The organism is Acinetobacter sp. CY73 (assembly GCF_059515865.1).
Genome location: NZ_JCAKMZ010000028.1, coordinates 26,523 through 50,438, shown reverse-complemented (window position 1 = coordinate 50,438; position 23,916 = coordinate 26,523). Strand labels below are relative to the sequence as shown.

Sequence of the window (23,916 nt, the reverse complement as noted above, 5' to 3'; positions counted from 1 at the left end):
CGGAGTATTTTTCTGTGTTGGTTGGAGTATTTGTTAAAGGACTTACAGGAAAAGGATATTCAGACTAAAAATTATTTGCTGATTCTCGATAATGCCTCAATTCATAAAGGTCAAGCGATTGATGATTGAGCAGCAAAATATAAGACAAGAATCGTTTATCTACCTGCGTATAGTCCCGACCTCAATCCTATTGAAAAAGCATGGTCTGTCTTAAAAAGTAAAGTCAGGCACATCATTGCTCAGAACAATAAAACCATTCAGGAAGCTCTGGATATCGTATTTAAGATGATGTAGCTTATGTTTCATATTTGGCTATACGGGTTTATGCTGATCGAGTTGATGATCGCAGTGGCTGTATTGCGATTCTTGTTTATCCGAGCTATTTATGCGATGTTCAGCATACAAATCGTGTCCAAATCCAAACACATTTGATGGAACCTAGCCATCGGTTAGAAAATTATAAATTGGCAGATCAATCTTATGTGAATGCAACATTAACTCAGTTTGGAGAGAGTGATTTTCCAGCATCAGCCCAGCAAATTATCAGATCAGCTTGACGGATGGAAATGGTATTGTTTTAACTTCTGATCAAGCAAATACGCAAACTTAGGTTTTAGTGGTGAGACCGAATCTAAGCGGTAGACAAAAAAGTACAGGAGCTATTTTGATCAGTTCTGGTCAGATCAGGTGTTGGTATAAGGACAATGATTCTGCTAAGGCGATACCATCAATAGATGAAACAGGTTAGCCTATTGCACCAGACCAATGTACGGAAACATGGTAATTTGTGAAATATAAATGCTCATAATGGGAAAGCCAATATTTTCTATTGGCTTTTTTTTATTATGAAGAATTAATTAAATCAATATTCAAAACAATTCAAAATTTATAAATCATGATTATTTTTATAAAATGCCATATCTATCCTATTTTAAAAACAAAATGATAACCATGTATATAAATCAAGAATAATTATTTTTAATTATCTGATAAATAATACATTTTATCGTTATCTAGATTGAATCATATTTTATAGCAGTGATATTGTGGGGGTGTTAATAAGTTTGGGGGAAACTTGTGCACATTCAAAAGGGATTTACCTTAATTGAACTCATGGTTTCAATTATGGTTTTTGTTGTTATTGCAATGATGGCAGCACCTCAATTTGGGGATTTAATCGAACAGCGTAAGTTAGATCATTCTGCACGTGAATTGTCTTATGTACTTACAGATGCACGTGCTAAAGCAACCACGACACGCAAGCAAATGATGATTAAGTTCACATCAGGGGTAAACTCAGCAACAACATTCTATTGGATACCTAAACACCAATCGATTCAATTGGATGCAACTGCCAATGATGTCGATTTTTCAGATGTGGTGATTTCACCCATTGGTCAAGTACAACAACGTAAAAAAACCATCCCTAATCCTGATTATGTAGCGCCTCCAGAAGGTTCAACGAATCCTGCTGAAAACCCAACCGAACTTGTTGTGCTCTTGCCTCTCAAATTTACTTTATGCAACACCAAACTTCATCGAAGTAAAACGGTTGAGCTATCTGTAAACGGCACCGTCTCGAATATTGCATCAGGAGTTTGTTCATGAGGAGTCAATATACACAAAGAGGTGTGGGTTTAATTGAAGTATTGGTAGCATTACTTTTGTTGGCAATTGGTGTATTGGGTTATTCAGCATTACAGCTTCGAGCAAATAGTGCTGCTATCGAAGCAAATGATCGGACCATTGCGATGAATATTGCACGTGATTTAGCAGAGCGCATGCGTATTAATCGTACGGCTTTCGAAGCCTATAAAACTGCGGTCAATACAAAAACACAAACAACTACATGTTACGCCACTCCCACTGCGAATTATGTTCCAGGTTGTAATGAGACCCAAATGGCAAGTTCTGATGCATGGGAAATTCATCAAAAAGCGGAATCATATGGGCATACCGTCAAGCTCAATACTTGCAAAGGCAGTTCGATTCAATGCATTTATATTGCATGGGGCAAAACAGATATCAGTAGTAACTTGGATGCATGTGTGAGCAGTACGGGGACATATGTACCGAATAGCCAATGTTTGGTTATGGAGGCGTTCTAATGCAAAATATACAAAGATCGCCGTTGCTGAATCAGGCTGGCTTTACCTTGCTGGAGTTAATGGTTGCTTTAACCTTAGGCTTGATTGTGAGTGGAATTGCCATTCAACTTGCTATTTCTGGTCAGCGAGGGGTATCTGATCAACAAGCTTATTCGAATATTCAAAGTGATGCATTATTTGGATTAGAGTCCATCATGCGTGATGTCAGGTTAAGTAATTTAAATGCTAGTGAAAGCATGATTAATGATCAGGTACTACATGGCGGCATTGTCTTTACGCCACAAAATATTTCTAATAACTATGTTCTAAACGATGCAGGACAGGCCACAACAACGCTGGATCTTGATGTTGAGGGTGAAATTTTATCTGCGGGTAAAGTTGATGATAGTTCCAATTTATCAGGACAAAAAAGTGATCGCTTAGTGATTCAATACCGCAATGTCTCAGAAGGACAGTTTGACTGTGAAGGAAAACAGATTCCTGTAAATAGTTATGTAATTCAAAAATATCACGTCCTAAAAGTTCAAGCGGAAAATGAGCCAAATCAACCTTATGCATTGGCATGTAAAGCGTTTACCTATGCAGGAACTACACCTACAGAAATTGACTTTAGCGGTGATGGGCAAATTTTAATTCCACGCATTGAACACTTCTCCGTATTACTCGGTGTGGCTCAGGATACCTGTACAGCTTCTCAGGTTGCTGACGGGCGTATGAGTTGCTTTGGTTACATTCCTATTGAAAATTATAACGCCATCACTTCAATGCCAAAGCCTCAAGTGGTTTCAGTTAAATTGGGTGTGCTTGTTCGATCAACGCAAAGAGTCAAAGAAAACAATTTATTTAATAAAGATAAAAATTATGAATTGTTGCACGTCACAGCGAAGCTTGCTGAGGATGCCAGTAATCAGTTCTATATGCGTCAGATCATGACTCAAACAATTGCGTTAAGAAATGGATTTGGGGTGGCAAAATGATAGCTCATCGAAATTTTCGTCACAAACAATCAGGTGCGACTTTAATTGTGGTTCTTGCCATGTTGGTGGTCATTGCTTTGGCTGGAACATGGGCAATTCGTTCGAGTATGACCACATTGAATATATCGACCAATGCACAAGCCCAATCCTTGCTCATGCAAAACAGTGACTCAGTGTTTTATCAATTGGAAAATAAAACTAGCAACGCTCTGGCATTTGCTCAAATGCGTATTGGAGATGGCCTGCTTGCCTATGTGTTACGTCCTGAAAATAAAGGTAAAGAATTAGTCTTTTGTATACGTGGTTCTGTGGACGATAACTTTGCAGGCAGTCGATTGGCCAGTGCGGTGTACTGGCAAGGCAATAAAATTGTCAATTCAGAGTTGGGTCAAAATGGATTTTGTCAAACCACACGCGGGGACTACACCAGTGGGCGTGAAGCTGTGATCACACAAGTGAGTGTTAGAGCTGCATCGACTTCAAATGACTGGGAGCATTTTATGGATGGTGATGATAAAGAAAGTTCAAAAAGTACCGGCATTCAACGAGTTGTTATTACATCAACTTCGTTATTACCACATTTAAGCAATGTAAGTGTGGTGACCTTAAATAGCTGTTTAAAAAATTTCACCAGCTTTAAAGATCCGATTATAGACAACGATACAGTCACAGATTGTCTTGCCAATCATAACGTTCCTTATAGCACCCAGCATATGGAATATAGCTTACGTTCTTTAAAAGCAACGTCATAGGGGGATGAATATGGACTACAACAATCAGCAATCACACCGTCATCAGAAAGCACGGTCAGGTTTAGCGCAGTTTAAAGTTGGCACTTTAGCAAGTGCAATCTCATTCCTCTTTCTACAAAGTGCATCTAGTTTTGCCAGTGATATAGAAATTTATACAAAACCAGACGCTTCAAAGAGCTCAGGTGTTGTAGTAATGATGTTAGACACATCTGGCAGTATGGATCTGAGTGCAAATGATTTTGGAGTAGGAAAAAGTGCATGTGATTTACCAGAAGGTTTGGAAAGAGAAAGGTCAATATCATATGGTCATTTAACAGAGAATGGTTATACAAAAAGATATTGTTATTTTTCTAGTGGTAGTAACTTGCCAATTTATTATCATTATAAACAAAATGGTAAATGGTACTCTTGTTTAAAAGGAACCGTTAATAGTAATAGTAATTGCTTTTCATTAGTAAACAAAGTCCCTGATACAGGAGGCTTTGAAAAAACTAATTATAGTAGTAAAGAATTCCATTCAAAGATAGCTATTAAGAACTCAACAAAATATTTTGATCGGATGTCTCGTTTAAAGGATGCTTTATATGCTTTAGCTACGATGCCTGTTTATAATGAAAACTCACAAGAAGGAATTAAGTCTGATGTCAAAATTGGAATAGGCACGTATCCATATGTAAATGGAAGTGAAAATAATAAAAGGGGATATATAAGAATTCCTGCAGCAACTTGGGGAGAGATAGGTTCACCTCAAAGAGCTAAAGTATTATCTTTAATTAGAGATTCAAATTTTAAGGGTACGGGCGGCACACCCACTTCGGCAGCCTATGCAGAAGCAGCAGCATATCTTTTAGGTACTACTACTGGTATTGGAGAATATAGCGGAATTAATTTGTCAAAAGCAGCAAATAGTTCTTTGGTGGTTGGTTCTAATTATGTTTCTCCGCTAGATAAATCACCAAGTGCAGCAGAATGTAGTGGTCAAGGAATTTACTTTCTAACAGATGGTCAGCCACAAACATTACAGACAACTAATACTGCTACACTAATGAAAAATGCACTCAATATGAGTACTGACTATAATTTCGATAGTGGATTATTTGGTGGTGAAAATGAAGGTGTTAATTTGGGGACAAATAGGAACCCTGTGTATGCTAAGTCAGATTGGAAAGCAATTGGTTCATTTTCAAAGTCCTTAAATGATACAGAAGTGATCAAGAATGCATTAAAAGTACAAGAAGCGAAACGTGAAGTTTTAACAGCAGTTGTAGGCTTTGGAAGCGTTTTTGATGGAGATTATTCCTCAATGAATAAGGATGCCCAAAACGCATATGATTGGGGGTTATCAGAAGAAAATGGTGGATATTATGGTAAAGGAGGATTCATTGCAGCTAAAGAGTCTGAAGAAATTGTAAAAAGCTTAAATGATTTTATCGGTAAAGTTAGCGGGGCAATTCCAAGTATCAGTACAGGTTCATCCACTATTCCTTTAGATGCTTTAAACCCTGAAATTATTCAACCCTATTCTTATTTCCCTCAGTTTGAACCTAAAGTTGATGATGATGCTAAACAGCAACTTTGGTTCGGCAATCTTAAAAAATACCATGTGGTCAATAATGGGATCTTTGCAGATGATGAGGGAACTAAACGTGTTGTCGTTGAAGTGGACAAAAAAAGCCGTTTACAAGATTTTAAAGATATCTGGGGCGGTGAGGCACCCAATGAAAACTTACCGGTCTATGCAAAATATGGCGTTTTAGCAAAGCTTACACTTGGAACTGCGAAAGAAGATGAAAAGATAACAGGGCGTAATATCGTAACGGATTACGCTTATGATCCTGAAAATGGCATCGGACAAAATTTAGCATTAAGCAGAATCACACACGAATACACGACCGCTGAGAGTACTAAAACTGATGATGCGAATCGAATCAAAGGATTGATGGGGTTGCTTGGTTATAACATTAGTGATGCTACTCAAGATTTAACCAATGTCACTGCGGGCATGCGTCAAATGGGCAGTATTTTACATTCGCTTCCTATTTTATTGACTCAAGAAGGTCAGGCTGTTGCCAAACAAGAGGGTAGCAATGTTGTCATTGATACTGCAAATCGTAAAGACTATGTGTTATTTGGCACAACGCAGGGTTTACTGCATATAGTGGATGCAGAGTCGGGTGAGGAAAAATTTGCGTTTTTGCCGAAAGAAATGGCCGAAAAGCAATATGAACTGTTTAAGTACAATGCTGGAACTTGGGACTACGGAAAAAATGCGCTGTACTATGGCGTTGATGGTGAATGGACAGCACATACAGTTTATGTCAGTAAAGCCGATGGAACCTTAACGGTCGATGGCGTGCTTCGCGATGTTACGGGCGGAAGTCCGGATGAAAAAGAAAACTTGGAAGGAAAGCAGTGGGTTTACGGTGGTTTGCGTATGGGTGGACGTAGTTACTATGCTTTAGACCTGACTGATTTAGACGATTCAGCGAGTTATAAGCCTAAGATTAAATTTCATATTGATCCAGATACGGGGTCTGTGCATAAGTCGGCCAAGAAAGATGGGGTAATGACTACCGTTTCGAAAATTTATCCTGCCATCGCCAAGATGGGACAAAGTTGGTCAAAGCCGAAACTGGATTATGTGAACTGGAATGGCGAACGTAAACTGGTGATGTTTGTCGGTGGTGGCTACGATGCTGGCGGAGAACATGGTGATGGTCTATATGACGGCGCCCGTGTCCGTAACGGATATGCAGGTTATGAAGACTATAATTATGAACAGACTAATGAAATCGGTTCAGGCGTTTATATGTTCGATGCAGATAACGGTGATTTACTGTGGTACGCAAGTAAAACGAACCACTCTACATTCACGGATGCTCCCGAAGAGGTTACGCTACACGATGCCGAGGAGCATACCCAAAATGATGATTTAAAATTCAGTGTGGTATCAGATATTAAAACTGTAGATCGCAATAATGACGGTATTGTGGATCATTTGTACTTTGGTGATTTGGCAGGTCAAGCATTTCGTATTGATTTAAATAAAATTCAAGATGGACAGCCTGTATTCGATCCACAAGTCACACGAATTTTAAATCTGCATCAAACCGATGGAACCAGTCAGCGATTCTATTATTCTCCTATGTTTACTGCTCATCATAGTGCAAATGGGATGACACCATCAGGAACGCGTTATGTTGAAGGTGGAAATATTGTGATGGTGACATTTGTTTCCGGAAACAAAAGTTCACCTTTACTAGGTACAACCGCTTCGACCCAACATAAAACTTCAACGGGTTTACAAATGGATGGGGTATTCGCAATTTATGAGTATGACATCCATCCTTCAGGTGTTTACTATCCTTCAGTCACGACAAAAGATAAAACTTTAAGCACTCAAGTAACAACACCGAGTTTAACCCAACTTATGCCACTCAGTACGCTGGTGAATGCCAAGAATGCAACGACTCGTTTAGGTGCGATAATTAACCCTGTTAATGGTTGGGGCGGATGGTATTACAAATTTGATAAAAACTTTGAAAATGGAACTGAAAGTGCAGGTGTGATTAAAGGTTTGTCACCATTAGTGGCAATGGAAGGAAACTTATATGTCACGGTCTATGATGCTTCTGAAGATGGTTCAACAGAAACCTGCGGTGCAGGTGTAAAAGGTCAAACCTTTACTCAAAGAATCTGCTTACCAAGTGGTGTGTGCCAAGAACAAGCCAATTATAAATATAACTTAGGCTCCGGTATCGTTGGACTAAATGTAGGACCAATGAATAGTTCAAGCGATGGAAATAAGGGCATTATTATTCCTGACCCGACACGTGCTGAAAACATGAAGTGTGAGGGTACTGACTGCCCTGAACCAGGCAAACGTTTTATTGCTGCTGGAGGTGCATTGAAATTCATTCCGCATCGTTGGTACGAACATTATGCCGTGAAGGAATAATTCAATGACCTATTTAAACGACAATCGGACACAATCAGGTTTTACTTTGATTGAATTAATGGTGGTGGTGGTGGTGACTTCAATTTTACTCGCCATCGCTATACCCAGTTATCAAAGTTATATCCGTAAAGGGCATTTAGCGCAAGCTCAACAAGAAATGTTAAAGCTAGCGGATCAACTAGAGCGACATAAGGCAAAAAATTTTAGTTATAAAGGCTTCGATATCTCACATTTTTACAAAGATCAAGCTGGAGTCTTGTCTTCTGCGGTGAATGTTGCCCAGCAGAAAGTTCAGCTTCCGTTAAACGTGGCTGACCCAAATTATGAATTAACGGTGATCGGTTTTTATTCGGTCGATGAGTTTAAAGTGGATGAAGATGGGAACAAAACCGCTCAGGGGGCGCAAGTGAAGACAGGACTTCTTACTCAGACGGTGAATTTCGATAGTGCCACAATGCAGGACTTATTTGCTGTCGGAAATCAGTGGGCAATTAAGGCAGAGACTAAAAAAGTAGGGAACTACAATATTTTAATTAACAGTCTTGGTATGCGTTGTATGAATAAAGAGGATTTAACGAAAGTCACTTATACCAGTTGTGGTACAGCGGAAGAGGGGGCTGAATTATGGTAAACAAAGGATTCACATTGATTGAGCTAATGATTGTCGTGGTTATTGTTGCAATTTTAGTTGCAATTGCTTACCCATCCTACACGTCCTATCGTCAAAAGACGATGCGGGCTAATGCACAAGCTGAACTGATTGAAATTGCTCAAAAAATGAATGCATATAAAGCGATGAACAGTTCATATAGTGGCGCTGATATCAATACATTGTATGGCGCAACAACGGTCCCTAAAGATCAACCTTTGTATGATGTATCTTTTAATCAGTTAACGCCGACCTACTGGGAGTTAGTGGCGAAACCTAAAACTACATCCATGCAAAAAGACAATGGATGGATCTGTTTAAATAGTGATGGAAATCGCTATTGGAGCAAAGGTAGTTCGAGTTGTATTGAGCTTTCCAATGCTTCAACTTGGGACTAAATTCAAAACTGTGGACAGCGCATATTTATTCTTCCCCTTTTTTAGAATTTAAAGTAAAATACCGCCCTCTATGAAAGGGGTTTGAAATGTATCGATGGTCGATACACAGATAATCCGTAAAAACTATAAGGTTCTATCATGGTTGTAATTCGTCTTGCACGCGGTGGTGCTAAAAAACGTCCGTTCTATCAAATCATTGTGACTGATAGCCGTAATGCACGTGACGGTCGTTTCATCGAACGTATTGGTTTCTTCAACCCTACAGCTCAAGGTAAAGCAGAAAAAGTTCGTTTAGATACTGAACGTTTTGCTCATTGGGTTGCTCAAGGCGCTCAACCGTCTGAACGTGTTGCTTCTTTAGCTAATCAAGCTAAGAAAGCTGCAGTTGCTGCATAATTTTAAATTAAGTAGTAGGTAGCCCATGAAACCAACACAGAATGTTCCCGAAGATCGTATTCAGATTGGACAGTTACGTTCAGCATATGGATTAAATGGGTGGCTCTGGATCTATTCTAATACAGAACCTATGAGCAACATCTTTGATTATCTTCCTTGGTATATTGAGACTAAAGAAGGTTGGCAAAGTGTCGATGTAAAACGTTGGAAACCGCATGGTAAAGGCTTGGTTGTTTCGCTCAAAGGTGTAATTGATCGCACCGGGGCAGATAGCTTGGTTGGAACTGATGTATGGATTTCAAAAACGCAAATTCCGAAAGCAGGAATGGATGAGTTCTACTGGTCAGATTTGAAAGGCTTAACAGTGTTAGGTTTGGATGAAGCTGAACAAGAAGTAAATCTCGGTAAAATCCATGAAATGTTTGAGACAGGTGCCAACGATGTGATGGTGGTTCACGCAACACCAGAGAGCGTTGATGCTGAAGAGCGTATGATTCCATGGCATAAAGATGTGGTACAGCGTGTTGATCTAGAAGCTGGTCGTATTTACGTTAATTGGGGCGTAGATTACTAATCCTTTAAGGATTAATGCATTTCGAAAATAGAGGAATCTGCGATGTTTTTTGCAGTGATTACGCTTTTTCCTGAAATGTTTGAAGCGATTACAGCCTATGGTATTAGCGGGCGTGCAGCAAAACGTGATTTGATACAAGTCCATTGTATTAATCCTCGCGATTATGCTGAGGGCAACTACAAAAGAGTGGATGAACGTCCATTTGGTGGTGGTCCAGGTATGGTGATGATGGCTGAGCCTTTGTCTCAAGCAATCCAACATGCCAAAGAGCTTGCGACGCAAGCAGGTATAGTGAACGTTCCTGTGGTGTATATGTCTCCACAAGGAAAGACCTTAAACGAAACTGCAGTCAAAGATTTTGTCGAATATGATGGATTGATTGTACTGTGTGGACGTTATGAAGGTGTCGATGAGCGCTTAATCCAGCAATACGTTGATCAGGAATGGTCAATTGGGGATTATGTACTTTCTGGCGGTGAACTCCCTGCGATGGTTTTATTAGACAGTATTATTCGGAGACTTCCGAATGCTATGTCCGATGAGCAATCACACGTACAAGACTCATTTGTGGATGGTCTATTAGATTGCCCACAATATACAAAGCCAGATCATTTTGAAGGTTTGGATGTGCCTGAAGTACTTAAATCAGGTCATCATGCAAATATTGAAAAATGGCGGTTTTTGCAACGCTATCAGCGTACACTTGAGCGCCGCCCAGAGTTGGTGGAACAAGTCGAGTTGACCAAGCAGCAAAAAAAATGGCTCAAGGATTCGGATATTTAAATTTTTTTAAATATTCTTTAAATCGGCTTTTTATGCATTGAAGTGGTCAAGCATAAAGAGAAAGTTAAACGGGTAACATGCGCTTTAGCCTCTATACCCCGCGGACATCAGACCTCTTCTGAACCGCAATATCGGAGATACCCCATGAGCGGTAAGCATCCTTTAGTTCAAGCAGTTGAAAATGCACAATTAAGAACAGATCTTCCTGCGTTTGCGCCAGGTGACACTGTTATCGTTTCTGTAAAAGTTAAAGAGGGCGACCGTGAGCGTCTTCAGGCTTTTGAAGGTGTTGTCATTGCGATTAAAAATCGTGGTATCAACTCTGCGTTCACAGTACGTAAAATTTCTAGCGGTGTTGGTGTTGAACGTGTTTTCCAAACACATTCTCCAATCGTTGCTAAAGTTGAAGTGAAACGTCGTGGTGCAGTTCGCCGTGCGAAACTTTACTACCTACGTGAATTGTCTGGTAAAGCTGCGCGTATCCGCGAAAAATTACCAGCTCGTAAAGTTAAAGCTTCTTAAGTTTAGGCTAAAGTTAAGTTTTATGACGAGTTAAAAAATGCGCCTATCGGCGCATTTTTTTTTGATTAAATTTTATAATCTTTGGTTTTTAAACGATTCGCATATTGACGGTACACTCGAACAGGATTTGCTGAACACAAACTGCGGATACCCCAAAAGTGCTTCATCTCATCAAAGTGATTCCAAGTGTAATTATCTTTAATCACTTTACCGAAACGTGTATCACAACGTGCGACTACTCCACTATTGTTGCCTTTATTATTGATCAATGCACAGGTGAAACCAATAAATCAAAGATTGCGCGTGCTATTTTTCTAAAATACCATCGACCAGACACCTTCAAGCGTATTTGCAATTTGGCACCTTTATTTGCACTTGAAATAATCATGACTAAAGCAATGTGCTCTGGCATTACACCAGCAGCATAACGCATGCTATTTGCCCTATGATTATGACCAATTAAATTGAACTCGCTATCACCATTGCAAACAAGATCAGGCAAAATCTGATACCAATAGTCCATGCTTAAAGATTCAGTGCCGAGTCAAATGAAACCGAATATCCCATGTGTAAATAGGTGAGATATTTGATCTGAGCATAATTCGATTAAATATAATTGGGCCTGATTTATAGTGCTTGAGTGGCCTGTGCCTGTGCCTGTACCTGTGCCTAAGTATGAACGATGGCGAATGTCGTCATCATGCTAAGAATGAATAATTTTATTTTCATTGTTTTATCCTTTATAAAAAACCTTAACCATCCAGATGGTCAAACTAATCTAATAAATGAGGTGCATTGATCGAGTATGAAAATTTTTAAAAAATATACAATGTGGTGAATTGAACGAGTTTTATTGCTAGTTGTCTGTTGTTAATTTTTATCTACTCATAAAACAAATACTTACTACCAATTCAATAATAAGATAAGGAAGATCGTTGAATTAAAGTTAATGATTACTGGTCGGAAAAATGCCACCTAGTGTGGTGGCATTTATTCATTTAGTTTAATCGGCATGATTTTAAAATCATAAACCTTGTTGTTTTAAACGGTTCGCATGCTCACGATAGACTTGCACAGGGTCTTGAGAGAATAGACCACGAATCCCCAATAATTGATTCACTTCATCTAAATGATTCCAATTGTAGTTATCACGAATCGTTTTACCAAAGCGAGCACTACATACAGGAACCAATCCATCATTGGCACCTTCTTGACCGACAATCGCAGAAGAAACTTTCATGATGTAATCTGAAGCATCTAAGGCGGTGTTAAATGGTGAGTTTCCTGTGAAGGAATAAAGTTGCATACCATTTTGGCTATAAGCGCCTTCACCGCAAGCTGATGCCGCAATACCAACAGGGAAGCGTTGATTAAAAGCAATTGAGCCAGGTGTAGAGAGACTTTTTGCAGAAGCTAGAGCATCATGAGGGTAAGAGTTTGGATTTAATCCTTGAGCCCAAACAATTGCACCTGACAGAAAATTGACAGCACTTTCTACGAGAGCTAAGCCAGTAGTCCCTTCCGCTTTTAAAATAAAATCTGCCATGGGTGAGCCTTTGTTTACACCAGCAACAGTGGTCATAGAGGCAACATGTTCAGGAATAATACCACCGACATATCGAACTGTAGGACCACCTTGGCTATGACCAATCAAGTTCACTTTTGGCGAACCCGTAATGGCCATAATCTCTTCAACTTGTTGTAACAACTGCTCACCACGAATTTCATTTGAGTTAAAAGGCGAGACACGTGTAGCCCATGTATTTGCACCATTGCGTGCTAGGTCAGGAAGAATCTGATGCCAATAATCTACACCGAAGCTCTCCGTTCCCATACGAATAAAGCCTGTTAGACCATGAGCAAAAACAATTGGATATTTTGTTTTGGCATAACTAGAAACTACATAATTAGCTTTGACTTGTTTGACTTGGGTTGCGGTATTTGCTTGAGCAACAGACATAGAGGTTGCTGCGATTAATCCTGCACATAAATATCCATATTTCATTTTGCTTACTCACTGCTTGTGATTTATTTATTTTTTTAAATACAAAATGAGTATAGCGTCATGTTTTTTGAATAAAAGCTTAAGCCGATAAATGGTATAAGGTGTTGAATTATTTAACACTAAGTTAAGTTTCTCTTAATAATGGATTGAGTATTGGACACTAGGAGAGGGCTTTGAATATAGATTATTTTTTTCATTTTGTGATTCATAGCATGTAATGTAACAATACAAGAGATCAATTACTGATCTCTTGTATTGATGGATTAAGTATATAGAGAGTTTAAAAGCTATAAACCTTGTTGTTTTAAACGATTAGCATGTTGGCGATACACAGAAACAGGATCAGGTGCAAAGGTTGCTGTGAGCCCAAAGAATTGATTAATGGCATCTAAATGGTTCCAATGATAATTGTCACGTAAGGTCTTGCCATATTTGGCACTACAGCGCGTTACTAATCCGTCATTATCTCCATTCTTATCGGTTAGTTTGGCTGTGATACCTAAGAGCATGTCAGGATCTAGAGTATTCGTGACTGTACCTGTACCACCAAATGAATAGAAGCGAATCCCTTTTTCAATTGCAGTACCTTCACCACAGGCTGTTTTAGGCATACCCAGTGGATATTTAACTTGAAATGCCGCAGAACCCACCAAACTTAAGCTTTTACCTGCTGCTAAAGAATCATGAGGGAAGCGATTTGGATCAATCCCTTGCGCCCAAACCAGCATCTTGGAAACGAAATTTACAACCTCGACAACCGGTTGTTCTAAAGCACTGCCTTGGACTGAAATGATCAAATCAGCAACTTTTGAACCTTTTAGTGGGCTGGCTATGGCTGTCGATGATGCCACTTTGTGTGGCGCCACATTACTCACATAGGCCACACTATGCCCCCCATGGCTATGACCTAAAAGATTGACTTTAGTTTTACCTGTCAATGCAATGATCTCATCGACTTGCTGCAAAAGTTGTTCCCCACGAACTTCTGATGCGTTAAATGGTGAAACGCGAGTCGCCCACACATTACCGCCGTTACGTGCGATATCAGGTAAAATTTGATACCAATAATCTACGCCGAGCTCATCTGTCCCTGCACGAATCCATCCGCCCATACCGTGTGCAAATACCAAGGGGTACTGAGTTTTCGCATAAGATGAGAACACAAAGCGTTCTTTGATTTGTGAAGTATTACTGGCTTGGGTGATTGGTGGTGCTGCAATACTGGCACAAGACAGCATTGCACATACCATTGTTTTAGTCGTCCATTTCATAAAAAGCACTCTCATTTTTTTGTTGTTTAAAGATGAGTATTCCCTGTTGAATCATCATCCTGATTCATATTCAAAACATTTCCATGTCGAATATTTTGTCCATGCGATTGATCAATCGCTATAGGGGAGTTTTCCTCCTTTGTCATGTACCGATTCGAAAGTTTCAAGGCGTAGTTGTTCTTGTGGATTTTTAAACTGTTGATTACGTAGTTCTTGGATTGCCGATTGTTTTGCAGATTCACTCATCGTGCTGTTTTGAATGGTTTGACGATTTGCCAAGTAACCATCAACGCGACTCTTCCAGTCACTTCGTTGTACATCTAAAGTTTCCAAACGCTGTGTTGCTTCAGGCCCGACCAAATTCATACGCATTTGACGGATTTCATCGCTACTTCCACCGCGGGCTTTAATTTCAGCGGTCAGCTTTCTCAGATCTTCAAGTTGAGACAGTTGTTTCAGATTCTCTTTCCAATCTTCAGGCAGCTCATTAAATAAATCTTGTAGCTTCTTCGCCTTTTCAGCTTCGCTCAGTTTTTTATCTTCCATCACGGCCATACGTGAAAGGGTATAATCGTTATAGACATCCTCTGTTCCGAACAAACCTTCGATTTCATACTGAGAGAACAATTGTTGGCGCAAGCTTTTCATATTATTGAAAATAGCTTTGAAATAGTGGGATGACTCTTTATCACCACTTGGTGCTTGTAATTCACCTAATCTTTCACGATATTGGATGTAACGCGACCATAAATCTGTTAATTGACCCAGTAAAGGCTCTTTGTAACGACTTTGAGCATAACCAATAAAATCAGCTTTAATTTGTCGAATCTCTTTTTCACCATATTGAGTAATAAAAAACTCGAAACAGTTTTTAGTCGCTTCATTGACGATCAGTCGATTAGATGCATCCATCGAAAGTTGACAATTAATTTCAATGTCTTGCTGACTCGCACTTGAAAATGGAGTGCTCAGCTGACCTTGATCATTCAGCGTAGCTCCAGATAGTTCAGTGCTGAATGCTGTTGATGCAGGAGATTGAGAATCTTCAGTTGGTGAAGCTTCTTGGGGTTTGAGCCAGTAAATAAGTGCTATAACAAATGTGATTGAAATCACAATAAGAAGAATTCTTTTATGATGTTTTTGCATTCCAAGTCCTTTGAAATATCTGAATTATTTTTCTATTCATTGGCTAATTTGCCATAGTCTTGAAAAAATCAAAACTGAAATTTGTAAAAATAGATAAATGGATTTGTTAAGATAGTGAGCTAAGTCTGTTACGAATCTTTCAAATGTCTGCACCAGCTTCAAGTGATAAGCCTACACGAATTAAGCGCCGCCATATCAGTGGTGTTTTTCTACTTAATAAACCTTTGGGGATTAGCTCAAATGCAGCATTACAGCGCGTACGTTGGTTGTATCGTGCTGAAAAAGGGGGGCACACTGGGGCGCTTGATCCTTTAGCTTCGGGTTTATTGCCCATTTGTTTAGGAGAAGCCACGAAGTTTTCGCATTTTCTATTGGACTCAACTAAGCGTTACCAAACCACTGTTCAGCTTGGACAGAGTACAACTACAGGTGATGTAGAAGGTGAGGTCTTACTCGAAAAGGCAATTCCAAAGCTAGATGAAGCCACTATTTTGCAAGCGCTGGAAAAATTTAAAGGCGATATTCAACAAATCCCACCGATGTATTCTGCACTCAAAAAAGAAGGGCGTCCTTTATATGAGTTAGCGCGCAAAGGGATTGAGATTGAACGTGAATCACGTCCAATTCATATTTATGCAATTGAACTAATTTCGTTTACGACAGACAGTATTACGCTTGATATCACGTGTTCGAAAGGAACATATATCCGCGTATTGGGTGAAGATATTGCACAAGCGTTAAATACCTATGGGCATTTGACCTATTTACATCGCATCCAAACGGGTGAGTTTGAAATTATCCCTGAATATACGATTGAATACTTGGAAAGTTTGACTGAGCATGAACGTGAGGCTTTATTACTGCCAGCCTATGCACCCGTGAATCATTTCCCAAAAATCCAAGCCCCTGAAGGGCGTGCAGAATATTTTAGCCGTGGCATGGAAAGTAATATTGATCATCCAGCAGAAGCCCAAGTGATCGTATTTGATGGTGAAAAATGTTTAGGTTTAGCCGAAATCACAGATAAAAAACGTTTAGTGCCTAAGCGCGTTCTCAACTTGTAATGTGAGTCTAAAACGATGGAAATGGAAGTCATCATCACATTAATCTGTATGGCATTTTTTGCAGGAGCAATTGATGCTGCAGTCGGAGGCGGAGGATTGATTCAGATTCCTGCATTGATGGGAGCGCTCCCTCACACTTCGACAGCCACGATTTTTGGTACCAATAAACTTGCCTCTATTTGTGGCACAGCTTCCGCTGCATTTTCTTATTTACGCCAAGTCAAATTAGAATGGAAATTACTGGCTGTCGTTGCGATCACCGCATGTGTCAGCTCATTTGGTGGTGCAGCATGCGTGTCTATGATCCCACAAGCTGTATTAAAGCCTTTCGTGCTTTTGATGCTGATCGTGATCGCAATCTATACCTTGATAAAAAAGCAATTTGGTCAAACACACCTAAAGCAAGTGTTAACGCGCAAAATGCTCATTTTGGCTGGTCTCGGTGGTTTAGCAATAGGATTCTATGATGGAATCTTTGGCCCTGGCACAGGTAGCTTCTTTATTTTCTTCTTCATTAAATATCTTAACTTTGATTTTTTACACGCCTCTGCACTGTCCAAAATTGGCAACTTTATGACCAATTTTGCCGCACTGAGTTTCTTTGTTCCGACGGGACATGTGCTACTTGGGCTTGGACTGATGATGGCGGTGGCCAATGTATGTGGTTCATTGCTCGGTGTGAAAATGGCGTTAAAATACGGGAGTGGCTTTATTCGTATTTTGTTTTTGATTTTGGTCAGTGTGCTGATTTGCCGTCTGGCATATCAAATGTTCTTAATGTAATTCATTCTCGATATTAAAGTTATTCATACAATTTAGGGCATAACATAACGAAATTTATTGATATTTTAGGAAAGTGTTCTGCACGCTTTTTTAAAAAGCTGCCTCTAAATCCATTCTAAAATAAACACGACATGAAGACCTAAAGGAAAATAACAATGAATATATTTGAAGCATTGAGAGAAAGCCATGATGTTCAACGTGAGCTTGCTGAAAAGCTGATTAAAACCTCAGGGGACACGCCTGAACGCCGTGAATTATTTGATCAATTTAAAAATGAATTATTCGCCCATGCTGTTGCTGAGGACCGTTATTTCTATATTCCGTTAATGATGACGGATTCAGGACTGAATATTACGCGTCATGCCTTGGCTGAACATCATGAAATGGATGAGTTATTAGAGCAACTCACTGAAACAGAGTTTAGTAGTTCAGGTTGGTTAGCGATTGCCAAGAAACTTTCTGAAACTGTGCATCATCATCTTAAAGAAGAAGAGCAAGGCTTCTTTCAACAAGCTGGTAAGATACTTGAAGATAAGGAAAAAGAATCCTTAGCGAAGAAGTACTTAAAAGAGTATAAAAAATATAAAAACTTAGACAAGGATAGCTTGGTTTGAGTTTGATGCTATCCGTTTAAAAAATAAAAAAAGATGGCTTATGCCATCTTTTTTACAGGGATTCATTGAGTGTTCATCATTTTATTAGGCTGGTTTTTGTTCTGGGATTAGTTTTTTAATATTTTTATTTAAACTTATACATCTATAGCTCGTGATCTTTTACTGGCACTATAGGTCACGCCAATCGATGCTGACATAATGCAAAGTAGCGCGAGTGTTTGGAGCACACTGATCCGTTCGTTTAACAGTAGCCAACCTGCGATTGCTGCCAAAGCAGGCGATAAGCTTGAAAGTGTTCCATAGCTCAGTTTAGTTAGTGTTTTCAGTGCTTTTAAGTCCAAAGCATAAGGAATTGCTGTGGCTAATAAAGCGATCATCAACGCTTGAGGCCAATATTCAAATTGGATTAATGCAGTTGGATTATGTACAGCACTGATCGGTAAAAGGACCAAAGCTGAAAGCACAATCGCAATACTGAGTGCATGCATTCCAATATTTTGACGCGCAACCTTTTGAGCAAAGTAAATATAGGAAGCCCAAAATAACCCCGCGCCGAGTGCCATCGCTGCACCCAAATAAGAAAAGTTTTCAGCATTGGCATCTTGCCAAGGCACCATTAAAGCGACCCCTAATATCGCTAAAATCACCCAAACATAATCACCACGATGTTGAATCGAGAAAAAAGCTAAAGCCAATGGTCCTATAAATTCTAAACCAACAGCAATCCCTTGGGGTAAACGTCCTAATGAGGCATAAAACAATACATTCATAAAACAGACAGAAGCGCTGTAGAGCAGCAAATGTTTCCATTTCAGCTCAGGAAGTTGTTTGATCATACGCCATGATTTAAACATCAAAATCACTAAAATAGACGCAAATACTAAGCGTAAAGTGACCACAGTCAGTGGATCTAACACTTCAAATAACTGCTTGGCAAATGAGGCGCTAATTTGATAGGCGACCATGGATAAGACCATGTAAAGGACAGCAGTCAGTTGGGTATTTGGCATTGAATTAAGAACAACAGAGTGTTAAGACAAATTTTATCACTTTTTAGTTAGATATTGCTGACTCACACTTCCCACTCAGTTAAATTGCTGAGTTTCGTTAATTCATATTGCAGCTGAAAATGATTATGAAAATAAGAGATTATCTCCAATGACAGTTTTAATGGATTTGCCAAAGCAACAAATAGTTCTCAGTATCAGCATACGAGTTAGAGTTCTTTGTTCGCCAACATCAAAGATGATCAAGTGGTTGTGATTAACTTACACACCAATTGTGAAGATGGTATAACAGATGAAAACTGTATTGTTACTTCATAACGGCGATGATGACTGAGATTGTATTTAAATATAGAAAACCACCTTTCTAGGTGGTTTTCTACGCCTCAAATTTGATATTCGTCCAAAGCACGACATGTATGAATGAATGCTTGAATTAACCTATATAAATAATAATTAATAAGAATTTTAAATAATCGCTTTATTTTTAAGCATTAATGTATAAAATATGTAATGTGATTTACATCACACAATGAGTAAATAATAAGGCATAAATATGAATACGATAAACAATAATTTAAGATGGTTTCTATTCGCATTTATTAGCTTATTTTTAATTGCGTGTAAGCCTACGGCAAATTTTACATATTTACCTACACAGCCAAGTACAGGTGAAGTCGTTAAATTTGATGCAACTAAAAGTAGTGTATATAAGGCGAGTGAAGGCAATGCTATTGCTGTATATGGGTGGGATTTTGGAGATGGTACTCAGTTAACAGGTAAAACTGTTGAGCATAGTTTTCAAAAAGCAGGCAAATATACTGTTCAATTGAGCGTTACAGATTTGGCAGGACAAACCAGTATAACAACGCAAAGAATTACAGTGAAGCAAGCCAGTGTAGTGAATAAACAAATTTCAGTTTCTGTAGCGACCACATCGGGTGCAACAATTTCAGATGCAACTGTGACCATTCATGGTCAAAAAGTAAATACAGATGCATATGGCCAAGCTCAAATCAATCTGACACTTCCACAAGGTCAAGACAAAGTTGTAGCACAGTTTGAAAAATCTGGTTATATCACTCAGGCGATTGAATATGACGTATCCAATTTGCATGCTATATCTGCACGTTTGACTGAAGTTAAACAGATCGTTCCTGTTCAAAATATTGAGCATGGTCAGAAGATTGAATCGTTATATCTAGGGGCTTCAATTACCATTTCTGAAAATTCGTTTGCTTATGCTGATGGGCGCTTGGCCAATGGTCTTGTTCATGTGGAATTCACACCTTGGGATATTCAAGGTTTAGATCTTCAAGCTATGCCTGCTAATGGCTTTGCAATTGATGCTCAGGGTAATCGTACACAGTTGATTAGCGCAGGTATGATTAGCGCAACATTTAAAGATGCAAATGGTGAAAAACTACAGTTAGTGGCTGGTAAAACAGCAGATATTCAAATGGATCTCCCTCTAAAAAGTATCAATAATCAATCTATGGAAATTGGTACTGAAATCCCAATGTGGCATTTTGAGGAATCTAAAGGCCTATGGGTTGAAGAAGGTGTTGGCCATGTGGTTTCATCTAAAGAGTCAGCTACAGGTTTAGCTGTACATGCTAAGGTTAAACATTTTTCAACATGGAATTGGGACTTTAAGTTTGATAACGCAGGTTCTGTGTTTGTACAGTGTCAATCAGCTGGAATAAGTGTACCGTGTCATTTGAGTGCACAAATCAATCTAGCTGATAATTCTAAACTTAGTTATACCTACTCTATTTCTGCTGAAGGAATTACAGTTGTTAATATGCCGAATGAGGGAACTATTTCGTGGACAGCTAAAGATTTCTCTGGAACTTTAATTGGAGAAACAAAATCTGGTATGGCAGGTGATGTCATTATTGATTTAGGTAAACCAACCACGAATAATTTTTTAAGTTGCCAATTAGCGAATGGACAAAAAGTCAGTTGTTCAGGAAAAATGAATGATTCATTCCTTTTTAATGCGACAGAGGAAGGAAGTTATCTAATCACTGGTATTAAAGATGAAGATGGGGCTTTAACCTGGTCAGCTGAATCGCAATTGATTTTGGAAGGTAATAGTTGGGTTCGTTATCGTGGCAATCAGTCATCAACGATGAATGGAACTGTAGTGATTACACTTAATCAACGCGAGGAAATTTTTAAGGTAGGGGATGAATTACGTTTTAAAGTCAAATGTAACGCAGCGACATCTGATGAATTACATTTGAGTAATCGTAAGTGTAGTATTACAGTTCAACCATATGGTCAAGCAGCTCCTGATACACAATTTAGCTATTCTGCAATAGTGGGAGAAACTGTTGAAATCTCGCTTCCTGCAGACGTTTCAGGTTTTGTTCAGGATGGTACAGGTGTATTGAATGGACTGAATATCTCAGCTTATGTGGATCGTGTTAATAATAATGCACCGATTTATACAGGATACTTATATTTTAGCACTCGTCCTGATACGGCTATCGTCCATAATATTGAACTTGATAGTCTATATCCTGATTCACCATCATCTGGAGATGGTAACCTAGTTCCAACTCCAATTCTTCCTCAATAGTGTTTCATAATTTTAAAACCACCTTTCGGGGGTGGTTTTTTTATGGCTTAGTAAGATAACGCTTTAGCTTTATGAGTCGTATAAGTACAGCCAATAGATGCAGTAATAATGGTGGCTAAAGCGAGCCGTTGTGTCCAAAGCAGTTGTTCACCTAGGAAGATAAAACCTGATAATGCAGCGACAGCAGGTTCAATACTCATCAGTGTTCCAAAGCTCAGTGCCGTTAAATTACGTAGCGCAATCATTTCCAAAGTAAATGGTAAAGCACTGGCAAGGATGGCAAGCGCTATAAAATAGATAAAGTTAGACGGTTCAAACACCGCACTCGGTAATCCAAAAAATAGCGCTAAAGGTAGCAACAAGCTTGTTCCTACAAACATGCCTAAGCACACAGTATGATTGCCTGAAACACCAGAAGGACGTTGCCCCGCGATAATGTATAACCCCCAGCAAGCACCTGCGCCCAATGCAAAAGCGATCCCGATAGGATCAAGAGGTTGATTGGCTTGATCAAAGGGGAAAAGTAAAATCAGACCTAAAATGGCTAAGCTGACCCAAACGAAATCAATTTTTTGACGTGCGTAGAACAGGGCGACACTGAGTGGTCCAATAAACTCAAATGAAACTGCAATCCCTAAGGGGAGGCGGGCAATGGCTAAATAGAACAGTAAGTTCATGCCAGCAAGCGCAGCGCCATAACTGATAATGGCTTTCCATTTGATTTGTTTAAAATCAATCTGCCAGATTTTAAAAATAACAGCCAATATGATTGCGCTGAGTAAAAGACGCATCGCGGAAACAGTCAAAATTGGAAATTGCTCAAACAACACTTTCGCCAACGAACCACTACTTTGTAAACTCACCATAGCAATGAGGAGCAAAAGAATTGCTTGGATGTGTGGCATATTTTGGAGTTTGGACATACAAAACCGTTAAATGAGCGATGTTATTTTATTGGGGAACTTTTGAAATTTGAAACAAAAAACCTCACATGTCTGAGCCACCGAACATGTAAGGTTGTGAACAATAAAAAACCACAGCTTGAAAGCTGTGGTTTTCAAAACTTTAGATAGATTAGAACAATACGCGAGCGCGAATTGTACCTTCAACGTTATGAAGTGTATCTAAAGCCTCAGAAGATGCAGTTGCATCAACATCCATGACTAAGTAACCCACATCACCTTTAGTCATGAGAGACTGACCAGAGATGTTGATCCCATGTTCAGCAAACAAGTTGTTGATCTTAGACAACACACCTGGCACGTTTTTATGAATGTGAAGTAAACGGTGTTTACCTTCAGTCAATGGAAGTGCGATTTCTGGGAAGTTGACAGCAGATAAAGTCATCCCTTTATCCGAGTAAGCAACAAATTTTTCGCCGACTTCAAGACCGATGTTTGCTTGAGCTTCCATGGTAGAACCACCCACGTGCGGTGTTAAAATCACGTTTGGTAGGTTACGAAGAGGCGATACAAATTCTTCACCATTCGCTTTTGGTTCTTTCGGGAATACGTCAACAGCCGCACCACCCAAGTGACCTGATTTAAGCGCATCAGCTAAGTCTTCAATCACGACACATGTACCACGTGCAGCATTGATGAAGATCGCGCCTTCTTTCATTTGAGCAAATTGATCTTTGGTCATGAAATTACGTGTAGATGGAACATCTGGCACGTGTAAAGACACAACGTCAGCAGTGGCAAGCAATTCGCCTAAGCTACCGACTTGACGTGCATTACCCAATGGTAGTTTCGTCACTGTGTCAAAATAGATCACTTTCATACCCAAACTTTCAGCTAAAACTGAAAGTTGAGAACCGATTGAACCGTAACCAACAATACCTAAAGTCTTACCACGAGTTTCGAAAGAACCCACAGCAGATTTGTTCCAACCGCCTGCGTGTGTATCTGTAGATTTTTCAGGTACACGACGTAGAAGAAGAATTGCTTCAGCCAAAACAAGTTCAGCAACTGAACGTGTGTTTGAGTACGGTGCATTAAATACAGGAATACCACGCTCCATCGCTGCATTTAAGTTCACTTGGTTTGTACCAATACAGAAACAACCGACAGCAATCAATTTATTCGCAGCTTCAAACACTTCTTCAGTGAGTTGAGTACGCGAACGAATGCCGATGAAGTGAGCATCTTTAATCGCTTCTTTCAACGCTTCACCTTCAAGCGCAGTTTTACGATAATCGATGTTGGTGTATCCAGCAGCATTTAGAGTGTCGATAGCGTTTTGGTGAACGCCTTCTAACAGCAAGAAACGAATTTTATCTTTAGGCAAAGAGAGATGTTGGCTCATTACGGCTCCGCTACAAGG

General features: G+C 39.4%; 25 protein-coding genes. 17 read left to right on the top strand and 8 right to left on the bottom strand.

The features are described from left to right. Positions 1–150: 150 nt before the first annotated feature. The 13 genes from AC5YD2_RS12850 (at position 151) to rplS (ending at position 11,117) form a co-directional block, all read left to right on the top strand. On the top strand, positions 151–294 hold the full coding sequence (locus AC5YD2_RS12850; protein ID WP_496126720.1) for a transposase: 144 nt from the start codon (positions 151–153) through the stop codon (positions 292–294). Positions 295–308: 14 nt separating this feature from the next. Continuing rightward, positions 309–557: a hypothetical protein gene (locus AC5YD2_RS12845; RefSeq protein ID WP_496126717.1), complete on the top strand. Its 249-nt coding sequence runs from the start codon at positions 309–311 to the stop codon at positions 555–557. A gap of 520 nt (positions 558–1,077) precedes the next feature. Further along, positions 1,078–1,608: a prepilin-type N-terminal cleavage/methylation domain-containing protein gene (locus AC5YD2_RS12840; RefSeq protein ID WP_496126716.1), complete on the top strand. Its 531-nt coding sequence runs from the start codon at positions 1,078–1,080 to the stop codon at positions 1,606–1,608. Beyond that, positions 1,605–2,108, top strand: coding sequence for a type IV pilus modification protein PilV (gene pilV / locus AC5YD2_RS12835; RefSeq protein ID WP_496126715.1), 504 nt, complete (start codon positions 1,605–1,607; stop codon positions 2,106–2,108). Before AC5YD2_RS12840 ends, pilV begins: the two co-directional genes overlap by 4 nt. Then, positions 2,108–3,085: a PilW family protein gene (locus AC5YD2_RS12830; protein WP_496126714.1), complete on the top strand. Its 978-nt coding sequence runs from the start codon at positions 2,108–2,110 to the stop codon at positions 3,083–3,085. The genes pilV and AC5YD2_RS12830 overlap by 1 nt, the downstream gene beginning before the upstream one ends. After that, complete coding sequence (locus AC5YD2_RS12825) at positions 3,082–3,837, top strand: pilus assembly PilX family protein (protein WP_496126713.1); 756 nt, start codon at positions 3,082–3,084, stop codon at positions 3,835–3,837. The genes AC5YD2_RS12830 and AC5YD2_RS12825 overlap by 4 nt, the downstream gene beginning before the upstream one ends. A 559-nt stretch (positions 3,838–4,396) precedes the next feature. Beyond that, positions 4,397–7,795, top strand: coding sequence for a pilus assembly protein (locus AC5YD2_RS12820; protein WP_496126712.1), 3,399 nt, complete (start codon positions 4,397–4,399; stop codon positions 7,793–7,795). Between the two features lie 4 nt (positions 7,796–7,799). Next, positions 7,800–8,426 (top strand): type IV pilin protein, encoded by a 627-nt coding sequence (locus AC5YD2_RS12815; RefSeq protein ID WP_496126711.1) that lies wholly within the window; start codon positions 7,800–7,802, stop codon positions 8,424–8,426. Further along, positions 8,420–8,842: a type IV pilin protein gene (locus AC5YD2_RS12810; protein WP_496126710.1), complete on the top strand. Its 423-nt coding sequence runs from the start codon at positions 8,420–8,422 to the stop codon at positions 8,840–8,842. Before AC5YD2_RS12815 ends, AC5YD2_RS12810 begins: the two co-directional genes overlap by 7 nt. 138 nt (positions 8,843–8,980) lie before the next feature. Continuing rightward, complete coding sequence (gene rpsP, locus AC5YD2_RS12805) at positions 8,981–9,238, top strand: 30S ribosomal protein S16 (RefSeq protein WP_496126709.1); 258 nt, start codon at positions 8,981–8,983, stop codon at positions 9,236–9,238. A 25-nt stretch (positions 9,239–9,263) separates the two neighbouring features. Continuing rightward, on the top strand, positions 9,264–9,812 hold the full coding sequence (gene rimM / locus AC5YD2_RS12800; protein ID WP_496126708.1) for a ribosome maturation factor RimM: 549 nt from the start codon (positions 9,264–9,266) through the stop codon (positions 9,810–9,812). A gap of 42 nt (positions 9,813–9,854) precedes the next feature. Further along, positions 9,855–10,595, top strand: coding sequence for a tRNA (guanosine(37)-N1)-methyltransferase TrmD (trmD, locus tag AC5YD2_RS12795; RefSeq protein ID WP_496126707.1), 741 nt, complete (start codon positions 9,855–9,857; stop codon positions 10,593–10,595). A gap of 144 nt (positions 10,596–10,739) precedes the next feature. Further along, positions 10,740–11,117, top strand: coding sequence for a 50S ribosomal protein L19 (gene rplS / locus AC5YD2_RS12790; protein WP_496126706.1), 378 nt, complete (start codon positions 10,740–10,742; stop codon positions 11,115–11,117). A 65-nt stretch (positions 11,118–11,182) separates the two neighbouring features. Here the strand turns inward: rplS and AC5YD2_RS12785 are convergent, their stop codons facing one another. The 5 genes from AC5YD2_RS12785 to AC5YD2_RS12765 form a co-directional block, all read right to left on the bottom strand. Continuing rightward, positions 11,183–11,386, bottom strand: a complete 204-nt coding sequence (locus tag AC5YD2_RS12785) for a hypothetical protein (RefSeq protein ID WP_496126705.1) — start codon at positions 11,384–11,386, stop codon at positions 11,183–11,185. Then, positions 11,383–11,550, bottom strand: coding sequence for a hypothetical protein (locus tag AC5YD2_RS12780; RefSeq protein ID WP_496126704.1), 168 nt, complete (start codon positions 11,548–11,550; stop codon positions 11,383–11,385). Before AC5YD2_RS12780 ends, AC5YD2_RS12785 begins: the two co-directional genes overlap by 4 nt. Positions 11,551–12,141: 591 nt before the next feature. Then, complete coding sequence (locus AC5YD2_RS12775; protein ID WP_496126703.1) at positions 12,142–13,122, bottom strand: lipase family alpha/beta hydrolase; 981 nt, start codon at positions 13,120–13,122, stop codon at positions 12,142–12,144. A 287-nt stretch (positions 13,123–13,409) separates the two neighbouring features. Further along, on the bottom strand, positions 13,410–14,360 hold the full coding sequence (locus tag AC5YD2_RS12770) for a lipase family alpha/beta hydrolase (protein ID WP_496126719.1): 951 nt from the start codon (positions 14,358–14,360) through the stop codon (positions 13,410–13,412). Between the two features lie 144 nt (positions 14,361–14,504). Beyond that, entirely contained in the window at positions 14,505–15,539 is a 1,035-nt protein-coding gene (locus AC5YD2_RS12765; RefSeq protein WP_496126702.1) for a lipase secretion chaperone, read from the bottom strand. 143 nt (positions 15,540–15,682) lie between these two features. Here AC5YD2_RS12765 and truB point away from each other — a divergent pair, with 143 nt between their 5' ends. From truB to AC5YD2_RS12750, 3 genes are all read left to right on the top strand, one after another. Continuing rightward, positions 15,683–16,603 (top strand): tRNA pseudouridine(55) synthase TruB, encoded by a 921-nt coding sequence (gene truB, locus AC5YD2_RS12760; protein ID WP_496126701.1) that lies wholly within the window; start codon positions 15,683–15,685, stop codon positions 16,601–16,603. Between the two features lie 15 nt (positions 16,604–16,618). Further along, positions 16,619–17,386: a sulfite exporter TauE/SafE family protein gene (locus tag AC5YD2_RS12755; protein ID WP_496126700.1), complete on the top strand. Its 768-nt coding sequence runs from the start codon at positions 16,619–16,621 to the stop codon at positions 17,384–17,386. Positions 17,387–17,541: 155 nt separating this feature from the next. After that, on the top strand, positions 17,542–18,000 hold the full coding sequence (locus AC5YD2_RS12750; RefSeq protein ID WP_496126699.1) for a hemerythrin domain-containing protein: 459 nt from the start codon (positions 17,542–17,544) through the stop codon (positions 17,998–18,000). Between the two features lie 134 nt (positions 18,001–18,134). Here AC5YD2_RS12750 and AC5YD2_RS12745 read toward each other — a convergent pair whose 3' ends face one another. Further along, entirely contained in the window at positions 18,135–19,010 is an 876-nt protein-coding gene (locus tag AC5YD2_RS12745; protein ID WP_496126698.1) for an EamA family transporter, read from the bottom strand. A gap of 550 nt (positions 19,011–19,560) precedes the next feature. On the opposite strand from AC5YD2_RS12745, the gene AC5YD2_RS12740 reads away from it, so the two are divergent. Beyond that, complete coding sequence (locus tag AC5YD2_RS12740; RefSeq protein ID WP_496126697.1) at positions 19,561–21,591, top strand: PKD domain-containing protein; 2,031 nt, start codon at positions 19,561–19,563, stop codon at positions 21,589–21,591. Positions 21,592–21,638: 47 nt separating this feature from the next. Here the strand turns inward: AC5YD2_RS12740 and AC5YD2_RS12735 are convergent, their stop codons facing one another. Together AC5YD2_RS12735 and serA are read right to left on the bottom strand one after the other, a co-directional pair. Then, positions 21,639–22,514 carry an EamA family transporter gene (locus AC5YD2_RS12735; RefSeq protein ID WP_496126696.1) on the bottom strand — a complete coding sequence of 292 codons (876 nt, stop codon included), beginning with the start codon at positions 22,512–22,514 and terminating at the stop codon, positions 21,639–21,641. A 151-nt stretch (positions 22,515–22,665) separates the two neighbouring features. Beyond that, positions 22,666–23,898, bottom strand: a complete 1,233-nt coding sequence (serA, locus tag AC5YD2_RS12730) for a phosphoglycerate dehydrogenase (RefSeq protein ID WP_496126695.1) — start codon at positions 23,896–23,898, stop codon at positions 22,666–22,668. Positions 23,899–23,916 lie beyond the last annotated feature (18 nt).

What these genes read in the sequence shown, in the direction of transcription:
- pilV (WP_496126715.1), top strand. Translation starts at nt 1,605, where the DNA reads ATGAGGAGTCAATATACACAAAGAGGTGTGGGTTTAATTGAAGTATTG.
- rimM (WP_496126708.1), top strand. Translation starts at nt 9,264, where the DNA reads ATGAAACCAACACAGAATGTTCCCGAAGATCGTATTCAGATTGGACAG.
- serA (WP_496126695.1), bottom strand. Translation starts at nt 23,898, where the DNA reads ATGAGCCAACATCTCTCTTTGCCTAAAGATAAAATTCGTTTCTTGCTG.
- truB (WP_496126701.1), top strand. Translation starts at nt 15,683, where the DNA reads ATGTCTGCACCAGCTTCAAGTGATAAGCCTACACGAATTAAGCGCCGC.
- rpsP (WP_496126709.1), top strand. Translation starts at nt 8,981, where the DNA reads ATGGTTGTAATTCGTCTTGCACGCGGTGGTGCTAAAAAACGTCCGTTC.
- AC5YD2_RS12770 (WP_496126719.1), bottom strand. Translation starts at nt 14,360, where the DNA reads ATGCTGTCTTGTGCCAGTATTGCAGCACCACCAATCACCCAAGCCAGT.
- AC5YD2_RS12745 (WP_496126698.1), bottom strand. Translation starts at nt 19,010, where the DNA reads ATGCCAAATACCCAACTGACTGCTGTCCTTTACATGGTCTTATCCATG.
- trmD (WP_496126707.1), top strand. Translation starts at nt 9,855, where the DNA reads ATGTTTTTTGCAGTGATTACGCTTTTTCCTGAAATGTTTGAAGCGATT.
- AC5YD2_RS12775 (WP_496126703.1), bottom strand. Translation starts at nt 13,122, where the DNA reads ATGAAATATGGATATTTATGTGCAGGATTAATCGCAGCAACCTCTATG.
- AC5YD2_RS12830 (WP_496126714.1), top strand. Translation starts at nt 2,108, where the DNA reads ATGCAAAATATACAAAGATCGCCGTTGCTGAATCAGGCTGGCTTTACC.
- AC5YD2_RS12755 (WP_496126700.1), top strand. Translation starts at nt 16,619, where the DNA reads ATGGAAATGGAAGTCATCATCACATTAATCTGTATGGCATTTTTTGCA.
- AC5YD2_RS12815 (WP_496126711.1), top strand. Translation starts at nt 7,800, where the DNA reads ATGACCTATTTAAACGACAATCGGACACAATCAGGTTTTACTTTGATT.
- AC5YD2_RS12765 (WP_496126702.1), bottom strand. Translation starts at nt 15,539, where the DNA reads ATGCAAAAACATCATAAAAGAATTCTTCTTATTGTGATTTCAATCACA.
- AC5YD2_RS12780 (WP_496126704.1), bottom strand. Translation starts at nt 11,550, where the DNA reads ATGCGTTATGCTGCTGGTGTAATGCCAGAGCACATTGCTTTAGTCATG.
- AC5YD2_RS12740 (WP_496126697.1), top strand. Translation starts at nt 19,561, where the DNA reads ATGAATACGATAAACAATAATTTAAGATGGTTTCTATTCGCATTTATT.
- AC5YD2_RS12820 (WP_496126712.1), top strand. Translation starts at nt 4,397, where the DNA reads ATGTCTCGTTTAAAGGATGCTTTATATGCTTTAGCTACGATGCCTGTT.
- rplS (WP_496126706.1), top strand. Translation starts at nt 10,740, where the DNA reads ATGAGCGGTAAGCATCCTTTAGTTCAAGCAGTTGAAAATGCACAATTA.
- AC5YD2_RS12825 (WP_496126713.1), top strand. Translation starts at nt 3,082, where the DNA reads ATGATAGCTCATCGAAATTTTCGTCACAAACAATCAGGTGCGACTTTA.
- AC5YD2_RS12750 (WP_496126699.1), top strand. Translation starts at nt 17,542, where the DNA reads ATGAATATATTTGAAGCATTGAGAGAAAGCCATGATGTTCAACGTGAG.
- AC5YD2_RS12735 (WP_496126696.1), bottom strand. Translation starts at nt 22,514, where the DNA reads ATGTCCAAACTCCAAAATATGCCACACATCCAAGCAATTCTTTTGCTC.
- AC5YD2_RS12810 (WP_496126710.1), top strand. Translation starts at nt 8,420, where the DNA reads ATGGTAAACAAAGGATTCACATTGATTGAGCTAATGATTGTCGTGGTT.